Consider the following 16,703-nt stretch of genomic DNA (forward strand, 5'->3'; position numbering starts at 1 on the left):
GGAATTGAGGCCGGGTAGGTGGTACGAGGGGTTTGGCCGTATATTTGGCCCGTAATAGCTTGGCCGGCCGGACACTGCTGGCTAACCCACTCCATTTGTTGGCTTCTTAATTTAACAAAACCCCGCCGCGGTCCTGCCGCGCAGACGCTTGGTGGGTAGTTCAGGTTTTAGAATCATGAAAAAACTCTTCACTCTTTGCCTTCTGGCATTCGCTTTCACGGCCCGCGCCCAGGGCGTGATGAAGTTTGAAACCGATAACCACGACTTCGGCAACGTGCCCGAGGGCACCATGGCCACCCACGAGTTCCGGTTCAAGAACACCGGCAACCAGCCCGTGGTTATCGCCAACGTGCAGGCCAGCTGCGGCTGCACCACCCCAGACTGGACCAAAACGCCGGTGCTGCCTGGCAAGTCCGGCATCATCAAGGCCATGTATAGCAGCGCGGGCCGCCCCGGCGTGTTCAACAAAACCGTGACTGTGACCAGCAACGCCAGCGAGCCCAGCAAAGTACTCAGTATCAAAGGCACGGTGCTCACCAAAGAAGAAATTAAGCCCACACTCACGCCGGCGCAGCTTGCCAAATCGCCGCACCTGGTGCTCGACAAAACCAGCCACGATTTCGGCAAGATGGAAGCGGGTCAGCAGCCCGCTGCCCGCTTCGTGGTGAAGAATACCGGCAAGACGGACCTGGTGCTCGGCACCCTCAGTGCCAGCTGCTACTGCGTGGGCTACAAAACGCCCCCCGCCCCCATCGCGCCCGGCCAAAGCGCCGTTATCGAGTTGCTCTACAGCCAGCGCCAGCTCGGCCAGGTGAGCGACGCCGTCACCATCACTTCCAACGACCTGAGCGGCGACGCCAAGGTCACGCTCAAGGCCAACATTGTGCGCGACCTCATCGGCAACAGCATGGTAAAGGAAAGCGGCACGGCGGTTCCGTTTAAGTAAGTCTGACCCGGAGGAAGGCGCAGCCAACGACGGACTAGCTCCTTTTTGATCAAATTCCCGGAACGGTTTCCGTAGTTATTTTTAAAGGCCCTGCTGGTTTAGCAGGGCCTTTTTCTTTGGCCAAATGTTAGTACGTCTTTCAAATGACTTATTTAACGCATGGAAAACTCAGCATCAACTACCGCTTCGGAAGCGGGCGCGGCTTACCAAGTGCCAGCCCAGACGCGCATTGGCCACGTTCACTTGCAGGTGACGGACCTGGATAAAGCACTGGCATTTTATCAGGGCATCCTGGGTTTCCAGGTCGTGCAGCGGTTTGGCAACCAAGTGGCATTTATTTCGGCCGGGGGCTACCACCACCATATCGGGCTGAATACCTGGAACAGCCTGGGCGGACCGCCAGCCCGCAAGCACGGCGCGGGCCTGTACCACACGGCCATCCTGTACGCCACGCAGGCCGAACTGGCCGGGGCGCTACGGCAACTAGTGGCGGCCAATTACCCCATCACCGGTTCGGCCGACCACGGCGTGTCGGAAGCCATTTACCTGGATGACCCCGATGGGAACGGCGTGGAGCTGTACTGGGACCGGCCGCGCGAGCAATGGCCCCAGGCGCCCGATGGTAGTGTGCAGATGTACACCCGCGCCCTAAACCTGGCCGAGCTACTAGCGCAGTAGGGCGCAGCCTTTGCTGAGCCGCGGCCGTACCGTTGGCAATTTGGTTGCGTTGCCTGGGGGGGTTGTTCGGGAGTGAGACGCAGCAAAGGCTGCGTGCTACTTGGCGGAAAAGAAGCTTTACGCGCAAGCCGAGACGCAGCAAAGGCTGCGCGCTACTCCCCTATCTTTGTGGCTCGAATTTTTACGTCCCCGCACCACCATCATTCCCACCTCTCCGCTCATGATAATCGGCGTTCCTAAGGAAATTAAAAACAACGAAAACCGCGTGGGCCTCACGCCTGCCGGCGTTGCCGAATTGCGCAAGCACGGCCACACGCTACTGGTACAAAGCACCGCTGGCGAAGGCAGCGGCTTCGCCGATGAAGAATATCAAACGGCTGGCGCCACGCTGCTCCCCACCATCGCCGAAGTGTATGAGCAGGCCGAGATGATTATCAAAGTAAAAGAGCCGATTGCGGAAGAGTATCCGCTCATCAAAGAGAATCAGCTGTTGTTCACTTACTTCCACTTTGCCAGCGGCGAGGAATTGACCCACGCCATGATAGAGCGCAAGGCCATTTGCCTGGCCTACGAGACGGTGGAGCTGAGCAACCGCGCCCTACCCTTGCTCATCCCGATGAGCGAAGTGGCCGGCCGTATGGCCCCGCAGGAAGGCGCCAAATACCTGGAGAAACCCCTCAAAGGCCGCGGCATTCTGCTAGGCGGCGTGCCCGGCGTGAAGCCCGCGCACGTCCTCATTCTCGGGGCGGGCATCGTGGGCACGCAGGCCGCTAAAGTAGCCGCCGGCCTCGGCGCACAGGTAACGGTGATGGACATTAGCCTGAACCGTCTGCGCGAGCTCGACGACTTCATGCCCAAGAACGTGGTGACGCAGTATTCGAACGAGTATAACATCCGCGAAGCCATCAAGACCGCCGACCTGATTGTGGGCGCCGTGCTGATTCCCGGAGCCAAGGCGCCGCACCTCATCACGCGCGACATGCTGAAGACCATGCGGCCCGGCACGGTCGTAGTGGATGTGGCGGTGGACCAGGGCGGCTGCATCGAAACCTGCCACCCCACCACCCACGAAAACCCAACCTTCATCATCGACGATGTAGTGCATTACTGCGTGGCCAACATGCCTGGCGCCGTGCCCTACACCAGCACCCTGGCGCTCACCAACGCTACCCTGCCCTACGCCGTGAAATTGGCTAACCAGGGCTGGCAGGAAGCCTGCCGCCGCGACGAGGCCCTGCGCCTCGGCCTGAACGTGGTGCACGGCGAGGTGGTTTACAAAGGCGTAGCCGATGCCTGGGGCCTGCCCCTAGTTTCTGTGGATTCGGTATTGGAAGCAGCCGCTGTTTGAGTTAACAGGTAAGAGATACGAGGTAAAGCCTTCCTGACCCCTGCGTCGGGAAGGCTTTACCATGTTGTTGCTTCTTCTCTAATTTCAGAGGTTTTAATAAACTTAACCAGAAGTAACCGCATCAACAAGCCGGTTATGCTGAGCGGAGCGAGGTGTCTCGCGTGCTACCACTAATTCAATCGATTGGTCTACTTCCCCGAGCGAGATGCTTCGGCTCCGCTCCGCATGACGGTGACGGACTGGTATGCTCAAACTAGTAGCCGACCACTTACCTTTCACTTTTAACACTTCACTCCTTGGTTCCTTCGCCTGCCATCCGCCTGCTGTTGCGCCGTTTTGCTCTGCTGATGGGCGTGTACACGCTGCTTCGGCTGGGTTTCTACTTGTTAAACTTAAACACGTTTCGGGGCATCGACACGGGCGCGGTGCTACTGGCTTTCGTGCACGGGCTGCGGTTTGATGTTGCGGGGCTGCTGTGGCTGAATTTATTACTGGTACTACTCTCACTGCTCGTGCCAGTATCGGCACGCCGAGGGCAGCAGTGGCTGCGCGGGCTGTTTGTGCTGGTCAACATTCCGGGGTTTTTGCTCAACGTCATCGACTGGGAGTATTTCAAATTCATCGGCCGACGACTCAGCAACGAGTGGAGCACCATCGGCGAAGACTTACAGCGCCAGGCCGGCCAAATTGGGGCGCACTACTGGTACCTGGCGGTGCCACTGGCGGCACTGGTGTACCTGTTGTGGCGATTATGCCCCATGCCTCGGCCCACAGAGGCTGCCGCACCAGCGAGCCGGCACCAATGGGGGCAGCGTCTGGTGGAATTTGGCCTAGTGGTTGGGTTGGTAGTACTGGGCCTACGTGGTGGCTTGCAATACAAACCGCTACGCACCGGCGCGGCATTCGACCAGCAGCCCGCCGTGCTGGGCCACCTGACGCTGAACAGCACGTTCACCGTCCTAAAATCATTCGACCAAGTCCCGGTGGAGCGCAAAAATTACTTTGCCACCGAAGCCGGACTACGCCCCTTCCTGGGCGCGGCGCCGCTCCCGGTTCGTGCCCACAGCGCCATGCCCGATAACGTGGTGGTGCTATTGCTCGAAAGCTTTGCCTCAGAATACACGGGCGTCGAAAATGGTGGCAAAGGTGGCTACACCCCGTTTTTTGACTCGCTGACGGCCGCACCGGGCGCGCTGCTCATGTGGGAGAATTATGCCAACGGCCGCCGCTCCATCGAGGCGCTGCCGGCCGTGCTCTCGGGCCTGCCCTCGCTGATGGACGAGCCGTTTATCACCTCGAGCTTCCAAACGGCCGAGATGCACGGCCTGGGCGAAATTCTGGGCCGCCACGGCTACGCCACCGCCATGTACCACGGCGGCACCAATGGCACCATGGGATTCGACATGTTTGCCGGCATCGCCGGAATACAGCACTACTACGGCCTGAACGAGTACCCCGGCGGGGCCACCAGCCCCGATTACGACGGCCACTGGGGCATTTTCGACGAGCCGTATCTGCAGTACTTCAACCGCCAGCTCAGCACAACCAAGCAGCCATTTTTTGCCACGCTGTTCACGCTTAGTGCCCACGAGCCGTTCACGGTGCCGGCGCCGTACCGGGGCAAATTTCCGGTCGGCACGCAGCCCATTCACCCTACCATTGCTTACGCCGACATGGCGTTGCGGCGCTTTTTTCGGGCGGCCAGCCAGCAGCCGTGGTATGCCCATACCCTGTTTGTGCTCACGGCCGACCACACCTCACAGTCGGACCAGCCGGGCTACCAAAACCCACTCGGCTACCACAAAACGCCGCTGCTTCTTTTCCGCCCCGGCCAAAACCTGCCGGCCGCCAATCCGCACCGCATCACCCAGCAGGCCGATGTGCCGGCTTCGGTGCTCGATATTCTGGGGCTGCAACCGGAGCAAAAGTTCCTGCTCCCGTTCGGCTCCTCGGTATTTGATACGGCCAGCCCCGGCCGCGCTATTTTCCACGACGGCGACTCGTACTATCTGGTGCATTCGGATTTCGTGACCGAGCTAAAGAACGATAACTCCGTCCTACTGTACCCCTATCAAACCCATTTTATTCCGACCCAACCGGTTGCGAATCCCGACCCGAAACTGGTGCAGAAATACGGTAATGAGCTGCGCGCCTGCGTGCAGTTTTATGTGAATGGACTGGTGGATAATCGGCTGTACAAATAGTGGCAGCTACTTCCACTCTCTGTTCAAGCTGCAAACGCTGCAGTTAGAGCCGTTCTATATTTCGTGTGCTATTGTATATATTCGTTCGGCTTCCCTCTCCTTAGAAGAGGGGCCCAGGGTGAGGTTCCTCAGCCGCGCCAAGTACTCCAATCCCAAGAACCACAATCAGAACTTCAATCACAGTCCAATTGCCGCAGCAAACGTCGGAATTTCCTCCAGCCGCTCATTGGTTCGCTTCTCAAAATCAACCCGCCAGCAGTAGTGCACCAGCCCATTGGTGAGCAGCAGCAGCGGTGCGCCAATGGTTTGATTGTAGGTAGTAGCCTGCCGGGCAACGGCCGCCGTGATGGGCACCAAGGGCGCTTTGCACTCCACCAACAGCAGAGGTTTGCCGTCGGGGTCGAGGGCCAGCAGATCGGTGCGCTTGTGGCGCTGGTTGTAGCGCAGGCCACGCTCCAGGGCCAGCAGACCGCGCGGGTAGCCGAGGTGGTCAATCAGGTAGTGTACCACGTGCTGCCGTACCCATTCTTCGGGAGTGAGAACGACGTGTTTACGGCGCAGTCCGTCCCAGATGAGGGGTTGGTTCGTGGGCGATTGTGTAAGTTTGGCCTCGAAAGGCGGCAGGTCCAGCACTTGCATCACCTCCAAAAGTAGTGCTTGGTGCTTTGTGCCTGGTGCTTGGTGTACTTCGCCTGGTGCCAAACGATGACAAAGCCGGGGAGTCGCAGCCGCCAGATGATGGCAGCCGCAGGCCCTTTGCTAACTCACAGCCAAGTACTGAGGCATCATCAACCAAGCACCTTTTATATTTCATGAAGACCAAAGAAGAAATTGTTAATAACTGGCTGCCCCGTTATACCGGCGTGCCGCTGAGTGAGTTTGGGCAATACATCCTGCTCACCAATTTCAGCAACTACGTGCACATGTTTGCCGAGCAGTTTGGGGCCGAAGTGCGCGGCCTCGACAAGCCCATGCAAACGGCTACCGCCAACGGCATCACCATCATCAACTTCGGGATGGGCTCGCCCATGGCGGCTACCGTCATGGACTTGCTCTCGGCCATTAAGCCCAAGGCGGCGCTGTTTTTGGGCAAGTGCGGCGGCCTGAAAAAGACCAAGCTGGGTGATTTGGTACTGCCCATCGCAGCCATTCGCGGCGATGGTACTTCGGATGACTACCTGCCCAAGGAAATCCCGGCCCTCCCCTCCTTCCGCCTGCAGCGCGCGGTATCGTCGATGATTAAGAAGCACGAGCTGGACTACTACACCGGCACCGTGTACACCACCAACCGCCGCGTGTGGGAACACGACATGGAGTTTAAGGACTACCTGCGCCGGGTGCGCGCTCTGGCCGTAGACATGGAAACGGCCACCATTTTCGTAGTCGGCTTCATGAACGACATCCCCCACGGCGCCCTGCTGCTAGTGAGCGACAACCCGATGACGCCCGAAGGCGTGAAAACCTCTGAATCGGACTCGAAAGTGACGACCAACTTCGTGAAGCAGCACTTGCAAATCGGCATTGAGTCGCTGCAGGAACTGCAAAACTCGGGCGAGTCGGTGAAGCACATGCGCTTCGAGTAAGCCCGCTCTTTTTCAGAACGTCATGCTGAGCGGAGCCGAAGCATCTCGCGTGCAATAGTAAACCAATCGGTTGATCTACTATATCATGCGAGATGCTTCGGCTCCGCTCAGCATGACGTTCTTTTGTTTTGCTCATTTCAATTCCTACCTCTTCCGTATGGCCATTTTCTCTCCGTCTCTTCTTTCTAAACTTACCGCGCCGCTGCTGGCGCTAGGCCTCTTGGCTAGCTGCCAGACCAAGCGCGAAGCGGTGGATTTGCTAGTGACCAATGCCACGGTTTACACCGTGGATTCTACCTTTTCCAAAGCTCAGGCTTTTGCGGTGAAGAATGGGAAGTTTGTGGCCGTGGGGCCGGCGGCCGACCTCAAGGCCCGCTTCGCGGCGGCCAAAGAGGTGGACGCGGGTGGGAAGTTTATTTACCCTGGTTTTTACGACGCGCACTGCCATTTCTACCGTTACGCCCTGGCCCTGCCCAGTACCGATTTGGTGGGCACTAAATCGTGGCAGGAAGTTATCCGAAAGCTTCAGCAGAACCGCCAGCAATACCCGCAGGCAGCCTGGCTCACCGGCCGGGGCTGGGATCAGAACGACTGGCCCGGCAAGCAGTTCCCCACCAAGGACACGCTTGACCAGCTATTTCCGGATGTGCCGGTGCTCCTCACCCGCGTGGATGGGCACGCCGCGCTGGCCAATCAGAAGGCTCTGGATTTGGCGGGTGTCACGGCGCGTACGCCCATCAGCGGCGGCACCATTACGCGCGATGCCCGGGGTCGCCTCACCGGCTTGCTCGTGGATAATGCCACGCGGCTGGTCAGCAGCAAAATCCCCGAACCCACGCCGGCCGAAGCCGCCCCGCTGCTGCTGCAAGCCCAGCAGCAGTGCCTCGCCGTAGGTCTCACCAGCCTCGCCGATGCGGGCCTCGACAAGACCGACATCGACCAGCTGGCCGCCCTGCAGCAGCAGGGCCAGCTCAAGCTGCGCCTCTACGCCATGCTGAACCCGACGCCCGCCAATCGGGACTTCTACCTGAAAAACGGGCCCGTACTTACCGACCACCTCACCATCAACTCCTTCAAAGTATACGCCGATGGGGCCCTTGGCTCCCGCGGGGCCTGCCTGGTGGAGCCGTATGCCGACCGGCCCAGAGAAACCGGCTTCCTGCTCTCAACGGAGCAGGAATACCGCGCCCTGGCCAAGGAGCTGGCCGCATCGAAGTTTCAGATGAACACCCACGCCATCGGCGACTCGGCCAATCGCATCATCCTGAATATTTACGGGGAGGCCCTGCGGGGCCAGAAGGACCGGCGCTGGCGCATTGAGCACGCCCAAGTCATCACGCCGGCCGACATGCCCAAGTTCGGGCAGTTTGGCATCGTGCCTTCGGTGCAGCCCACCCACGCTACTTCCGATATGTACTGGGCCGGCGAGCGGCTCGGCGCGGCCCGCCTCAAAACTGCTTATGCCTATGCGGAATTGCTGAAACAGTACGGCCAGTTGGCCCTGGGCTCCGACTTTCCGGTGGAAAACATCAATCCGCTCTTCGGCTTCCACGCGGCCGTGGCCCGGCAGGATGCCAAGAACTATCCCACTCCCGGCTTCCAGATGGAAAACGCCATTTCCCGCCCCGACGCCCTACGCGGCATGACCACCTGGGCCGCGCACGCCGGCTTCGAGGAGCAGCGCAAGGGCCAGATTAAGCCCGGCCTGCTGGCCGATTTCGTAGTGGTCGAAACTGATTTGCTGACGGCCCCGAACGAGAAGCTGCGCGACGCCAAGGTTCTGCAAACGTGGATTGGCGGGCAGCAGGTGTTTTCAGTTAACAAGTAACCGTTACCATTTAACAGACCGTTTTCTTGCCCGCTTCGTGCTGGGAGTTCTAGTCAACGCTCTGTTAAATAGTAACGGTTGCTTGCTGAATAAATTAAAACTGACCTTGCTCGTCGGCGCTTGGGCCGTAGAGGCCGGGCACGGGGATATCGAGCAGCCGCAGGTAGACCGACAGCTGGCCGCGGTGGTGAATGCTATGATTGAGGCCCATGATGCGCAGAGCCGCGCCTTTGGGCCGGGTCATTAGCACCTGCTCGCCGCGGCGGAGCTGAAATTCGTGGGTTAGCTTTTCGTCGTCGCTTTCTTGCAGGGCCTGGCGAAGGGCCGTACTGTACTGGTCGAAGCGGGCCAATAGTTCCTCGGTGCTGGTGGGCGTGGGGCCGGGCTTGGGCGCGTTAGGGTCGAGGAAGTCGCGCATATCAGCCTTTACAAATGTGGTTTTCATGCCCAGCAGGTTAACGATGTGGGCAGCCAGCTTGCCCAGCGACATACTCTTGGGGTGGGGCGTGTAGTCGGCCTTGTCGTAAGGCACGCGTTCGAGTAATTTGCGGGTAGTAGCTAGCTCGTGGTCCAGCTCAGCGAGGATGTTTTGTTGCAGGGAGGCAGTGTGCATTTCTGACTTAAAAGTTACGGGTAGGATTAGAAGTAGTATTTCTGACGGGGGTGCACTATAAACTGTTTCTACAGAAGCAGAATCTCAGAGCTGTTCTACGTTATTAGCTTTTAACGCCCGATGGCGTGCTGGCCACGGCCGAAGCGGGCGGCGGACCGGGAAATACAGCGGGCGCCGTAGCGGAGTCTTCACGCAACTTCTTGCCGCGTAGCGTGAGTAGGAAGATGAAACCCAGGATAAAGAATACAATCAGCGACAGAATGCTGTTGCGCATCGAGCCCGTGATTTGGGCAATGATGCCGAACACGGCCGTTCCGATAACGATGCTGAGCTTCTCGGTCACGTCGAAAAAGCTGAAGAAGGCGGCGGAGTTGGGGGTGTTTTCGGGGATGATTTTCGAGTAGGTGCTGCGGCTCAAGCTCTGGATGCCGCCCATGGTGAGGCCGATGACGGACGCCAGCGCGTAGAAGCTCCACCCGGCTTGCACGAAGTAGCCAGCCACGCAAATCAGCCCCCAGATGGCCACCGACCAGCTCAGCGCCCGCGTGTTGCCGATGCGCTCCGAGAGCTTGGCAAACAGATAGGCGCCTAGAATTGCCACCACTTGCAGCAGCAGAATGGTGACGATGAGCGCGGTGCTTTCCAGGTGCAATTCCTTGTCGCCGAAGATAGTGGCCACGTACATCACCGTTTGCACGCCCATATTGTAGGTAAAGTAGGCCAGCAGAAACTTCTTGAGGTTGGGCAGTTGGCTGAGCTGGTCCCAGACCTTGCCCAACTCGCGGAACCCGTTCAGCACCCAGCCACCTTCGGCGGCGGGAGCATCGGCGGCCCGGCCGGCATCGGGGGGCAGCGTGAAGAAGGGAATCTGGGCAAAGCCCGCCCACCAGAAGCCCGTGAGCAGGAAGCTCAGGCGGGTGGCGAAGCCTTTCTCGATGCCCAACTCTTTGTTGAACGTAACCAGCAGCAGGCAGATAATAAGTAGAATAACCGAGCCGACGTAGCCCATCGAAAAGCCCTGGGCTGAGAGTGAGTCGAACTTCTCCTCCGAGCTGATATCGGGCAGGTAGGAATTATAGAACACGATGCTGCCGCTAAAGCCCACCGTGGCCGCAATGAACACGAATGTTGAGAGCGTGAGTGTGTCTTTGGTGAAGAAGAACAGCCCCGCGCAACTGATGGCCCCGATGTAGCAGAAGATTTGCAGGAACAGCTTCTTGCGGCCCGAGAAGTCGGCCAGCGAGGTCAGGAATGGGCTAACCAGGGCAATGAGCAGGAAGGAAAACGAGATGGCGTAGGTGAGCAGCGACGAGCCTGGCACCTGGAAGCCCAGGAAATCAACCGTATTGCCCTCAGCGGGGTTGATATCGGCCGTGACGGCGCCCCAGTAAATCGGGAAGATGCTGCTCGTAATCACGAGCGGATACACCGAGTTGGCCCAGTCGTAGAACGTCCAGCCGGTGGTGATGCGCTTGTTGTCTTTTTCGATGCCGAGGGGCGCGGCGGGGGGGAGAGTCGAAGGCTGAGCCATAAGGAACGACGGGGATTGTGAGCTTGCGCCGGGCAAGGTAACGGGTTTTTAGGGTTCAGGTTGGGGTGGGCATTGGCTATGAGTTCGCCAGCCGTTGAAAATAGGCCCGCGTCATTCCGGCAAACTCAGCCGAATCTAAAGCTGCCTCGTCCCAAATACGCTGAGCCTCCGTGACCATTGCGGCAGCATCGGCCGTGCTCAACTTCAATTCCTGGAGGAAGTCGGTAATGGCTGGGGCTAGTGGTTTACTCAAATCGAGACTGGCCATGAACCGGGCTTGCTTCAATGACTTCAATCGTTCCTGCCGACGCTTGAGTAGCTCAGGCCGGTCGAGGCCGAACACGACGATGCAGCTTGCTCCACGAGCATCTAGCGCCTGGACGGCATCTTCTACGAATGTGAGGTGACTGGCCGGGTCTTCGGTGGCCGGGTCGGGCAATAGGGGCTGCTCAACGGCTATTGAGTCGGCATGGGTTCGGGCGCGGCTGGCAGGGTTGGCCAAGGGGAAATAATTGCCTTTGAAGCGCTGGTTGCAGAGCTGGCAGGCGAAATACAAGTTGCTCCAGGCATACGCCAGCCAGTAGTAGCCCGGCTTATGCAAGGCATCAGTAGTGTCTTGCTGATAGCCGCCTTTGGGCCGAAAATGCTCCACGTCGCCGTAGCTGGTGCTGCTGAAATATGATTCGCAATAGCAGCATTTGTCGTGCTGGTCGGCGCGCAGTCGCTCCTTCACGCGGGCATCGTTGTAGATGCCATCACGGGATTCCAGCAGCGTATTGCCAGCTACCTCGCAAGCGGGCGGGTCGGCTTCCTGGGTTTCTTTCAGCTTCTTGAGGTGCCGGGCACCGCTGGTGGGCAGCGGTGCCGGCGTGGGCTGGCTTTTCCTAATTCGAATCATAGCCGCGCTATTCCAATAGGTCGGATTTGCCCAGGTTGCGGGCTAGTTGGGCCAGCAGGTCTTCGGCCCGGCGCTCGGGGCGGGTAGTGCCCACGGGCTGGTCGGCTACGCTGGTGTTCAGGCGCGCCAACTCGTCTTTCTCCTTTGCGGTGAGGCGCTTCTTGAGCAGCAGCTCGTTGCGGCGGGTGAGGTCGGCTTCGGTTTGGGGCGAGAGCGGTGGCGTATCGTCGAACAGTTCGCTGCTGAAGATTTGCTCCAGACGCCAGTGACGCACATCGGGCAGGTCGCGGCCCTGGTACACTTTGGTTTGGTCGCCCTCCCGTTTCAGCAGCACCACATTTGCCCCCTCATCACCGGCGGATTGCACCACCAGCGGGCTATGCGCCGTAGCAATGAACTGGGTATTCTTGAAGATGCCGCTCAGAAAACCAATCAGCTTGCGTTGCCAGTTGGGGTGCAAATGCAGGTCGATTTCATCAATAAGCACGATGGCCGGCTCTTCCAGCGGGTTCTTGCTATCGGGATAGCGGATGAAGAGCTTGCTGGCGAAGTCGGTGAGCCATACCACCAGAGTTTGGTAGCCCAAGCTCATATCGCGCAGGCGCACCCAGCCGTAAGGCGTTTCTAATTCTAATTGCTGTTGATGCTTTTCAGTTGTCTTGATTTGGATATCTGTTACATCAGGAAGGACTTTTAATAAAGCTCGTCGAACCCTTTTTAAGGAGACTGCTGCTCGACTATTCTCTTTGAGCGAACTGTACTCCATTTGTAAAAACCATTCTTCGGGGTTAAGTAGATTGGTAGCTTCATCAAATAGACTAAGGCATGTATCATCTGTTTCAGAGGTTTCACTTAAACTAGAACTCCCAACGGAACGGCCTGCACCATATCCATATGGAATCAATCCAACACGACCTAGCCCAAACCCAGACCCGCCCCCGAAATGCCCATTCCAAGTAATGTCCGAATTCCTTTCAATGCCGTATTCATATAAGGGCGCTGACTTTAAACTGAAATCACCCTCTGTGTCATTAACTATTCTATAAAAGCATTTAATTCTCCCAGCGCCTTTTCCCAAGTCTTCACTACTAGGTACCCAATTATTTCTATTAAGGTCCCACTTGTTCCTTAACGACTCGAAAAACCTAGAAGCATATGGTGGATTGAACTCAAGTGGACCAGTTAGTTTTGGCTTAGGAAATATAGGTGTTTGCATAGGGCTCAACGCTGCCAACGCCTTCAATACCGTCGTCTTCCCTACCCCATTATCTCCAAGAATAATCGTCCACTGCGCGGGCCTTCCATCCGGCCGGGCGAACGAAATTGTCTGTTTCTCCCCGAAGCTGCGCACGTTTTCCAGGCTCAGGGAAAGGAAGTAGGCCGGGGGCGGCGAGGTGGTTTTGTCGGTCATCACAAGAAGAAACGAGGCGAGGCGCGTAAGCCCCAAAAGTAGCAGGCCCACCGGGTTCCGGTGAGCTACGGCATAAAGAAAGCTTCTTGGGCGCGGTGGGCTGGCCGGGGTTGCCGCGCTCAACCAAAGAATACTCTATTAGTCTTATACAGGTGGGAAAATAGTGAGGCGGCAAGCTACACGATTTGCGGGGGTTGGCAAGAGCTTATTCCAAAAAATCAGCCAGTTGACCCGGCATTCTACGCACCAGACCGCCACGAGGCTGCCCCTACCGTTCCACGATGTCACTACCGCTCCCGCGCAAGATGGTTGGCCGTGGGTGTTTCGGCTCGGCGAGGGGCAGGCAAGGACTTCCCGTCTAAAAGCACCACCAAACCTGCGGCTCCAACTAAGCCCCAGGTGGCAGCCCCATGCCATAACGCAATAAAAAAGCCCGTTTCCAGGTCGGAAACGGGCTTTCTGCTGAGAGGATGGGATTCGAACCCACGATGACCTTTTGAGCCATACACACTTTCCAGGCGTGCTCCTTCGACCACTCGGACACCTCTCAAGGTTGGTGGTTGGTGGCGCAAAGATAGGGCAAGGCCGCTAGCCGGGCAAGTAGCCCGCCGGCTTTGCTGCCTTGGGCAGCGTGGGGCGCAGCCTTTGCTGCGCCAGCTTCGAGCCGTGCCATTGGCTTTTATGTCCCTGCTCACCCCTGCGTTCGCGGCGCTGGGTTCGTGCTAATGAGGTTCTGTTTGGGTCGTTCTGCCAGGCGAAGCGAAGGCTTCGCCCTACGGGGTGATTTCGCCGCGCAGGTCCTGTGTGAGCAGTTTCCGCGTGCGCTCCTCCCCTAGCCCGAGGCCGAGGACGAACATGAGCTTGGTGACCGCGGCTTCGGTCGTGATGTCGTCGCCGCCCACCACGCCCAGCCCGGCGAAGTAGGAGCTGGTTTCGTACTTGCCCTGCACCACCCGGCCTTCCTCGCACTGGCTCACGTTGAGCAGCCACACGCCGCGGGCGCGGGCCTCGGCCAGGCACTGCAGAAACCAGGGCGACGTGGGCGCATTACCCGAGCCGTAGGTTTCGAGCACGCAGCCGCGCAGGCCCTCAATGCCCAGAATGGCCGATACGACTGCCTCTGTAATGCCGGGGAAGAGGCGCAGTACGGCCACGCCGGTCTCGAGGTGCTGGTGTACGTTGAGGTGGGCGCCGGGCAGCAGCCGAATGCTTTTGTCGGCAAACTCCAGATTGATGCCGGCGCGGGCCAGCGGCGGGTAATTCTCGCTTTTGAAGGCGGCAAACTGCTGGCTCTCGACCTTCTTGGCCCGCGTGCCGCGAATGAGCACGTCGTTGAAGAACACGCATACCTCGGGCACCCGCACGGTGCGGGCGCGGGGGTGCCGCGCCGCCGCTATTTCGAGAGCCGTGACGAGGTTACGCTGGGCATCGGAGCGGCTGGCGCCCATGGGCACCTGCGCCCCGGTGAAAACCACCGGCTTGCCCAAATGCTCCAGCACGTAGCTCAGCGCCGCCGCCGAATACGCCATGGTATCGGTGCCGTGCAGTACCACGAAGCCGTCGAAATCGGCATAGTGCCGGCCGATGAGCTGAGCCAGAAACAGCCAGTTGGCGGGCGTCACGTTGCTGCTGTCGATGGGCGCGGGCAGGCTGACCAGCTCAATCCGAAACGGTAGGCGCGCCAGCTCGGGCATCTTGTGGTCGAGGCGCTCGAATTGCATTGGGACCAGCTCGCCGGCTTCGCTCAGGGCCATGCCCACCGTGCCCCCGGTGTAGATGATGAGCAGCCGCGGCGCCGCGGCATCAGTAGGTTCGGCCCGCGTGGGCAACGACAGGAGCGGCAAGGCAAGATTGAGCATGGAATAGGAAGCCAAAAGACACGAAGGAACGACAAACTCCCGTCCTTACCAAAGCAGCGGACGTGTTGCCACGGGCAAAATTGGGCAGTTGCGGGTGTTGCACCGCCCCCGTCGTCGCGGACGCGACAACAGCCCCTCCCCGGCTGAGCGGGAGCGTAGTGCAAGGTAGTCGCTCTTTTTTTCCGCAAACAAGCAGCCTTCTTTTCTGTCTGCCGTATTGCCAGGGGCTAATCCCCTGCCCTTTTTCTATGCCTGCAACTAAATTGTCTTCTGACAAACCCGTTTCCGACGTCATCCTGATTGGCGCGGGCATTATGAGTGCCACGCTCGGCGTGCTGCTCAAATCCCTCGACCCTAACCTCACCATTTCGGGTTACGAGCGCCTCGACGCTGTGGCCGCCGAAAGCTCCGATGCCTGGAACAACGCCGGCACCGGCCACTCGGCCTTCTGCGAGCTGAACTACACGCCCGAGCGCCCGGACGGCTCCATTGACATCTCAAAAGCCGAGAAAATTGCCGAGCAGTTCGAGCTGAGCAAGCAATTCTGGGCCTCGCTGGTGCAGGAAGGCCCGCTGCCCGACCCCAAGTCGTTCATTCGCACCATCCCGCACATGAGCTTCGTGTGGGGCGCGGCCAACGTCGAATACCTGCGCAAGCGCTATAATGCCCTGCTGCACTCGCCCCTATTTAAGGGCATGGAATTCAGCGACGACCCCGCCCAGATTGCCGCCTGGATTCCGCTGGTGATGGACGGCCGCGACCCCGCCACGCCCGTGGCCGCCACCCGCATGGCCGTGGGTACCGACGTGAACTTTGGCACCCTCACCCGCAGCCTGTTCAACCACCTGAAAGGCCTGCCCGGCGTCGACTTTCACCTGGGCCACGAAATAGAAGACTTTCGGCGCAAAGCCGACGGCATCTGGCGCCTCAAAATCCGCAACCTCGCCTCGGGCGAAAGCAGCATCGTGCGCGGCCGCTTTGTGTTCATCGGGGCCGGGGGCGGTTCGCTGCCGCTGCTCGAAAAGTCGGGCATTCCCGAGGCCAACGGCTTCGGCGGCTTCCCCGTGAGCGGGCAGTGGCTGAAGTGCCGCAACCCAGCCATCATTGCCCGGCACGAGGCCAAAGTGTACGGCAAACCCGCCGTGGGCTCGCCGCCCATGTCGATGCCCCACCTCGATTCGCGCCACATAAACGGGCAGAAAGAGCTGCTGTTTGGGCCCTACGCGGGCTTCAGCACCAAGTTTTTGAAGAAGGGCTCTTACACCGATTTGTTCCGCTCGATTGAACTGGGCAACATCCGGCCGCTGCTCTATGCCGGGGCGCGCAACCTGGGCCTCACCCGCTACCTCATCGGCCAGGTCCTGCAATCGCCGGAAGACCGCACCGCCGCCCTGCGCGAATATTATCCCGCCGCCGACCCCGCCGACTGGCAGTTGGAAGTGGCTGGCCAGCGCGTCCAGGTCATCAAAAAAGATAAGAAAGAAGGCGGAGTGCTCGAATTCGGTACCGAGATGGTGACTGCCGCCGACGGCTCCATTGCCGCGTTGCTGGGTGCCTCGCCGGGCGCCAGCACAGCCGTAGCCATCATGCTGGATTTGGTGCAGAAGTGCTTCCCCGACCGCGCCGCCACGTCCGAGTGGCAGGCCCGGTTCCGGCAGCTGGTGCCCTCCTTCGGCCAGCACCTGGCCGACAGCCCCGGTCTGACTGCGGCTGTGCGTGAGCATAGCCGCGGCGTGTTGCAGTTGGATGCCTGAGGACCAGTTCTGCTGAGTTAAAAAAGACCGTCATGCCTGCTTCTAGCTCC

General features: G+C 59.3%; 13 protein-coding genes and 1 tRNA gene. 7 read left to right on the forward strand and 7 right to left on the reverse strand.

Features of this window, described 5'->3' with window-relative positions:
• Window positions 1-175 precede the first annotated feature (175 nt).
• From WX88_RS28895 to WX88_RS17700, 4 genes are all read left to right on the forward strand, one after another.
• Window positions 176-946 carry a DUF1573 domain-containing protein gene (locus WX88_RS28895; protein ID WP_046245731.1) on the forward strand — a complete coding sequence of 257 codons (771 nt, stop codon included), beginning with the start codon at window positions 176-178 and terminating at the stop codon, window positions 944-946.
• Between the two features lie 159 nt (window positions 947-1,105).
• Window positions 1,106-1,624: a VOC family protein gene (locus WX88_RS17690; protein WP_046245732.1), complete on the forward strand. Its 519-nt coding sequence runs from the start codon at window positions 1,106-1,108 to the stop codon at window positions 1,622-1,624.
• A 220-nt stretch (window positions 1,625-1,844) separates the two neighbouring features.
• A complete protein-coding gene (gene ald, locus WX88_RS17695) occupies window positions 1,845-2,972 on the forward strand; it encodes an alanine dehydrogenase (protein WP_046245775.1) in 1,128 nt (375 codons plus the stop codon).
• 296 nt (window positions 2,973-3,268) lie between these two features.
• Window positions 3,269-5,176, forward strand: coding sequence for an LTA synthase family protein (locus WX88_RS17700; protein ID WP_052732819.1), 1,908 nt, complete (start codon window positions 3,269-3,271; stop codon window positions 5,174-5,176).
• 177 nt (window positions 5,177-5,353) lie between these two features.
• Here WX88_RS17700 and WX88_RS17705 read toward each other — a convergent pair whose 3' ends face one another.
• A complete protein-coding gene (locus WX88_RS17705; protein ID WP_046245733.1) occupies window positions 5,354-5,815 on the reverse strand; it encodes a type I restriction enzyme HsdR N-terminal domain-containing protein in 462 nt (153 codons plus the stop codon).
• A gap of 173 nt (window positions 5,816-5,988) precedes the next feature.
• Between WX88_RS17705 and WX88_RS17710 the strand changes: the two genes are divergently transcribed.
• Window positions 5,989-6,759 (forward strand): AMP nucleosidase, encoded by a 771-nt coding sequence (locus WX88_RS17710; protein ID WP_046245734.1) that lies wholly within the window; start codon window positions 5,989-5,991, stop codon window positions 6,757-6,759.
• Window positions 6,760-6,916: 157 nt separating this feature from the next.
• Window positions 6,917-8,587, forward strand: a complete 1,671-nt coding sequence (locus WX88_RS17715) for an amidohydrolase (RefSeq protein ID WP_046245735.1) — start codon at window positions 6,917-6,919, stop codon at window positions 8,585-8,587.
• Window positions 8,588-8,681: 94 nt separating this feature from the next.
• Here the strand turns inward: WX88_RS17715 and WX88_RS17720 are convergent, their stop codons facing one another.
• The 6 genes from WX88_RS17720 to WX88_RS17745 form a co-directional block, all read right to left on the reverse strand.
• Window positions 8,682-9,200, reverse strand: coding sequence for a DinB family protein (locus WX88_RS17720; protein ID WP_046245736.1), 519 nt, complete (start codon window positions 9,198-9,200; stop codon window positions 8,682-8,684).
• 103 nt (window positions 9,201-9,303) lie between these two features.
• Entirely contained in the window at window positions 9,304-10,731 is a 1,428-nt protein-coding gene (locus WX88_RS17725) for an MFS transporter (RefSeq protein ID WP_046245737.1), read from the reverse strand.
• Window positions 10,732-10,807: 76 nt separating this feature from the next.
• Window positions 10,808-11,629 (reverse strand): HNH endonuclease family protein, encoded by an 822-nt coding sequence (locus WX88_RS17730; protein WP_052732820.1) that lies wholly within the window; start codon window positions 11,627-11,629, stop codon window positions 10,808-10,810.
• A 7-nt stretch (window positions 11,630-11,636) separates the two neighbouring features.
• Window positions 11,637-13,040: an AAA family ATPase gene (locus WX88_RS31820; protein ID WP_156176235.1), complete on the reverse strand. Its 1,404-nt coding sequence runs from the start codon at window positions 13,038-13,040 to the stop codon at window positions 11,637-11,639.
• Between the two features lie 462 nt (window positions 13,041-13,502).
• Window positions 13,503-13,590, reverse strand: a tRNA-Ser gene (locus tag WX88_RS17740).
• Between the two features lie 223 nt (window positions 13,591-13,813).
• Entirely contained in the window at window positions 13,814-14,899 is a 1,086-nt protein-coding gene (locus tag WX88_RS17745) for an asparaginase (protein WP_046245739.1), read from the reverse strand.
• Between the two features lie 248 nt (window positions 14,900-15,147).
• Between WX88_RS17745 and mqo the strand changes: the two genes are divergently transcribed.
• Window positions 15,148-16,653, forward strand: coding sequence for a malate dehydrogenase (quinone) (gene mqo, locus WX88_RS17750; protein WP_046245740.1), 1,506 nt, complete (start codon window positions 15,148-15,150; stop codon window positions 16,651-16,653).
• Window positions 16,654-16,703 lie beyond the last annotated feature (50 nt).

The organism is Hymenobacter terrenus, from assembly GCF_000972495.1.
In the GTDB taxonomy this organism is placed as follows: domain Bacteria; phylum Bacteroidota; class Bacteroidia; order Cytophagales; family Hymenobacteraceae; genus Hymenobacter; species Hymenobacter terrenus.

Excerpts from the sequence above, each read along its gene's own strand:
- WX88_RS28895 (WP_046245731.1), top strand. The coding sequence starts at position 176 with ATGAAAAAACTCTTCACTCTTTGCCTTCTGGCATTCGCTTTCACGGCC.
- WX88_RS17690 (WP_046245732.1), top strand. The coding sequence starts at position 1,106 with ATGGAAAACTCAGCATCAACTACCGCTTCGGAAGCGGGCGCGGCTTAC.
- ald (WP_046245775.1), top strand. The coding sequence starts at position 1,845 with ATGATAATCGGCGTTCCTAAGGAAATTAAAAACAACGAAAACCGCGTG.
- WX88_RS17705 (WP_046245733.1), bottom strand. The coding sequence starts at position 5,815 with ATGCAAGTGCTGGACCTGCCGCCTTTCGAGGCCAAACTTACACAATCG.
- WX88_RS17710 (WP_046245734.1), top strand. The coding sequence starts at position 5,989 with ATGAAGACCAAAGAAGAAATTGTTAATAACTGGCTGCCCCGTTATACC.
- WX88_RS17715 (WP_046245735.1), top strand. The coding sequence starts at position 6,917 with ATGGCCATTTTCTCTCCGTCTCTTCTTTCTAAACTTACCGCGCCGCTG.
- WX88_RS17720 (WP_046245736.1), bottom strand. The coding sequence starts at position 9,200 with ATGCACACTGCCTCCCTGCAACAAAACATCCTCGCTGAGCTGGACCAC.
- WX88_RS17725 (WP_046245737.1), bottom strand. The coding sequence starts at position 10,731 with ATGGCTCAGCCTTCGACTCTCCCCCCCGCCGCGCCCCTCGGCATCGAA.
- WX88_RS17730 (WP_052732820.1), bottom strand. The coding sequence starts at position 11,629 with ATGATTCGAATTAGGAAAAGCCAGCCCACGCCGGCACCGCTGCCCACC.
- WX88_RS31820 (WP_156176235.1), bottom strand. The coding sequence starts at position 13,040 with ATGACCGACAAAACCACCTCGCCGCCCCCGGCCTACTTCCTTTCCCTG.
- WX88_RS17745 (WP_046245739.1), bottom strand. The coding sequence starts at position 14,899 with ATGCTCAATCTTGCCTTGCCGCTCCTGTCGTTGCCCACGCGGGCCGAA.
- mqo (WP_046245740.1), top strand. The coding sequence starts at position 15,148 with ATGCCTGCAACTAAATTGTCTTCTGACAAACCCGTTTCCGACGTCATC.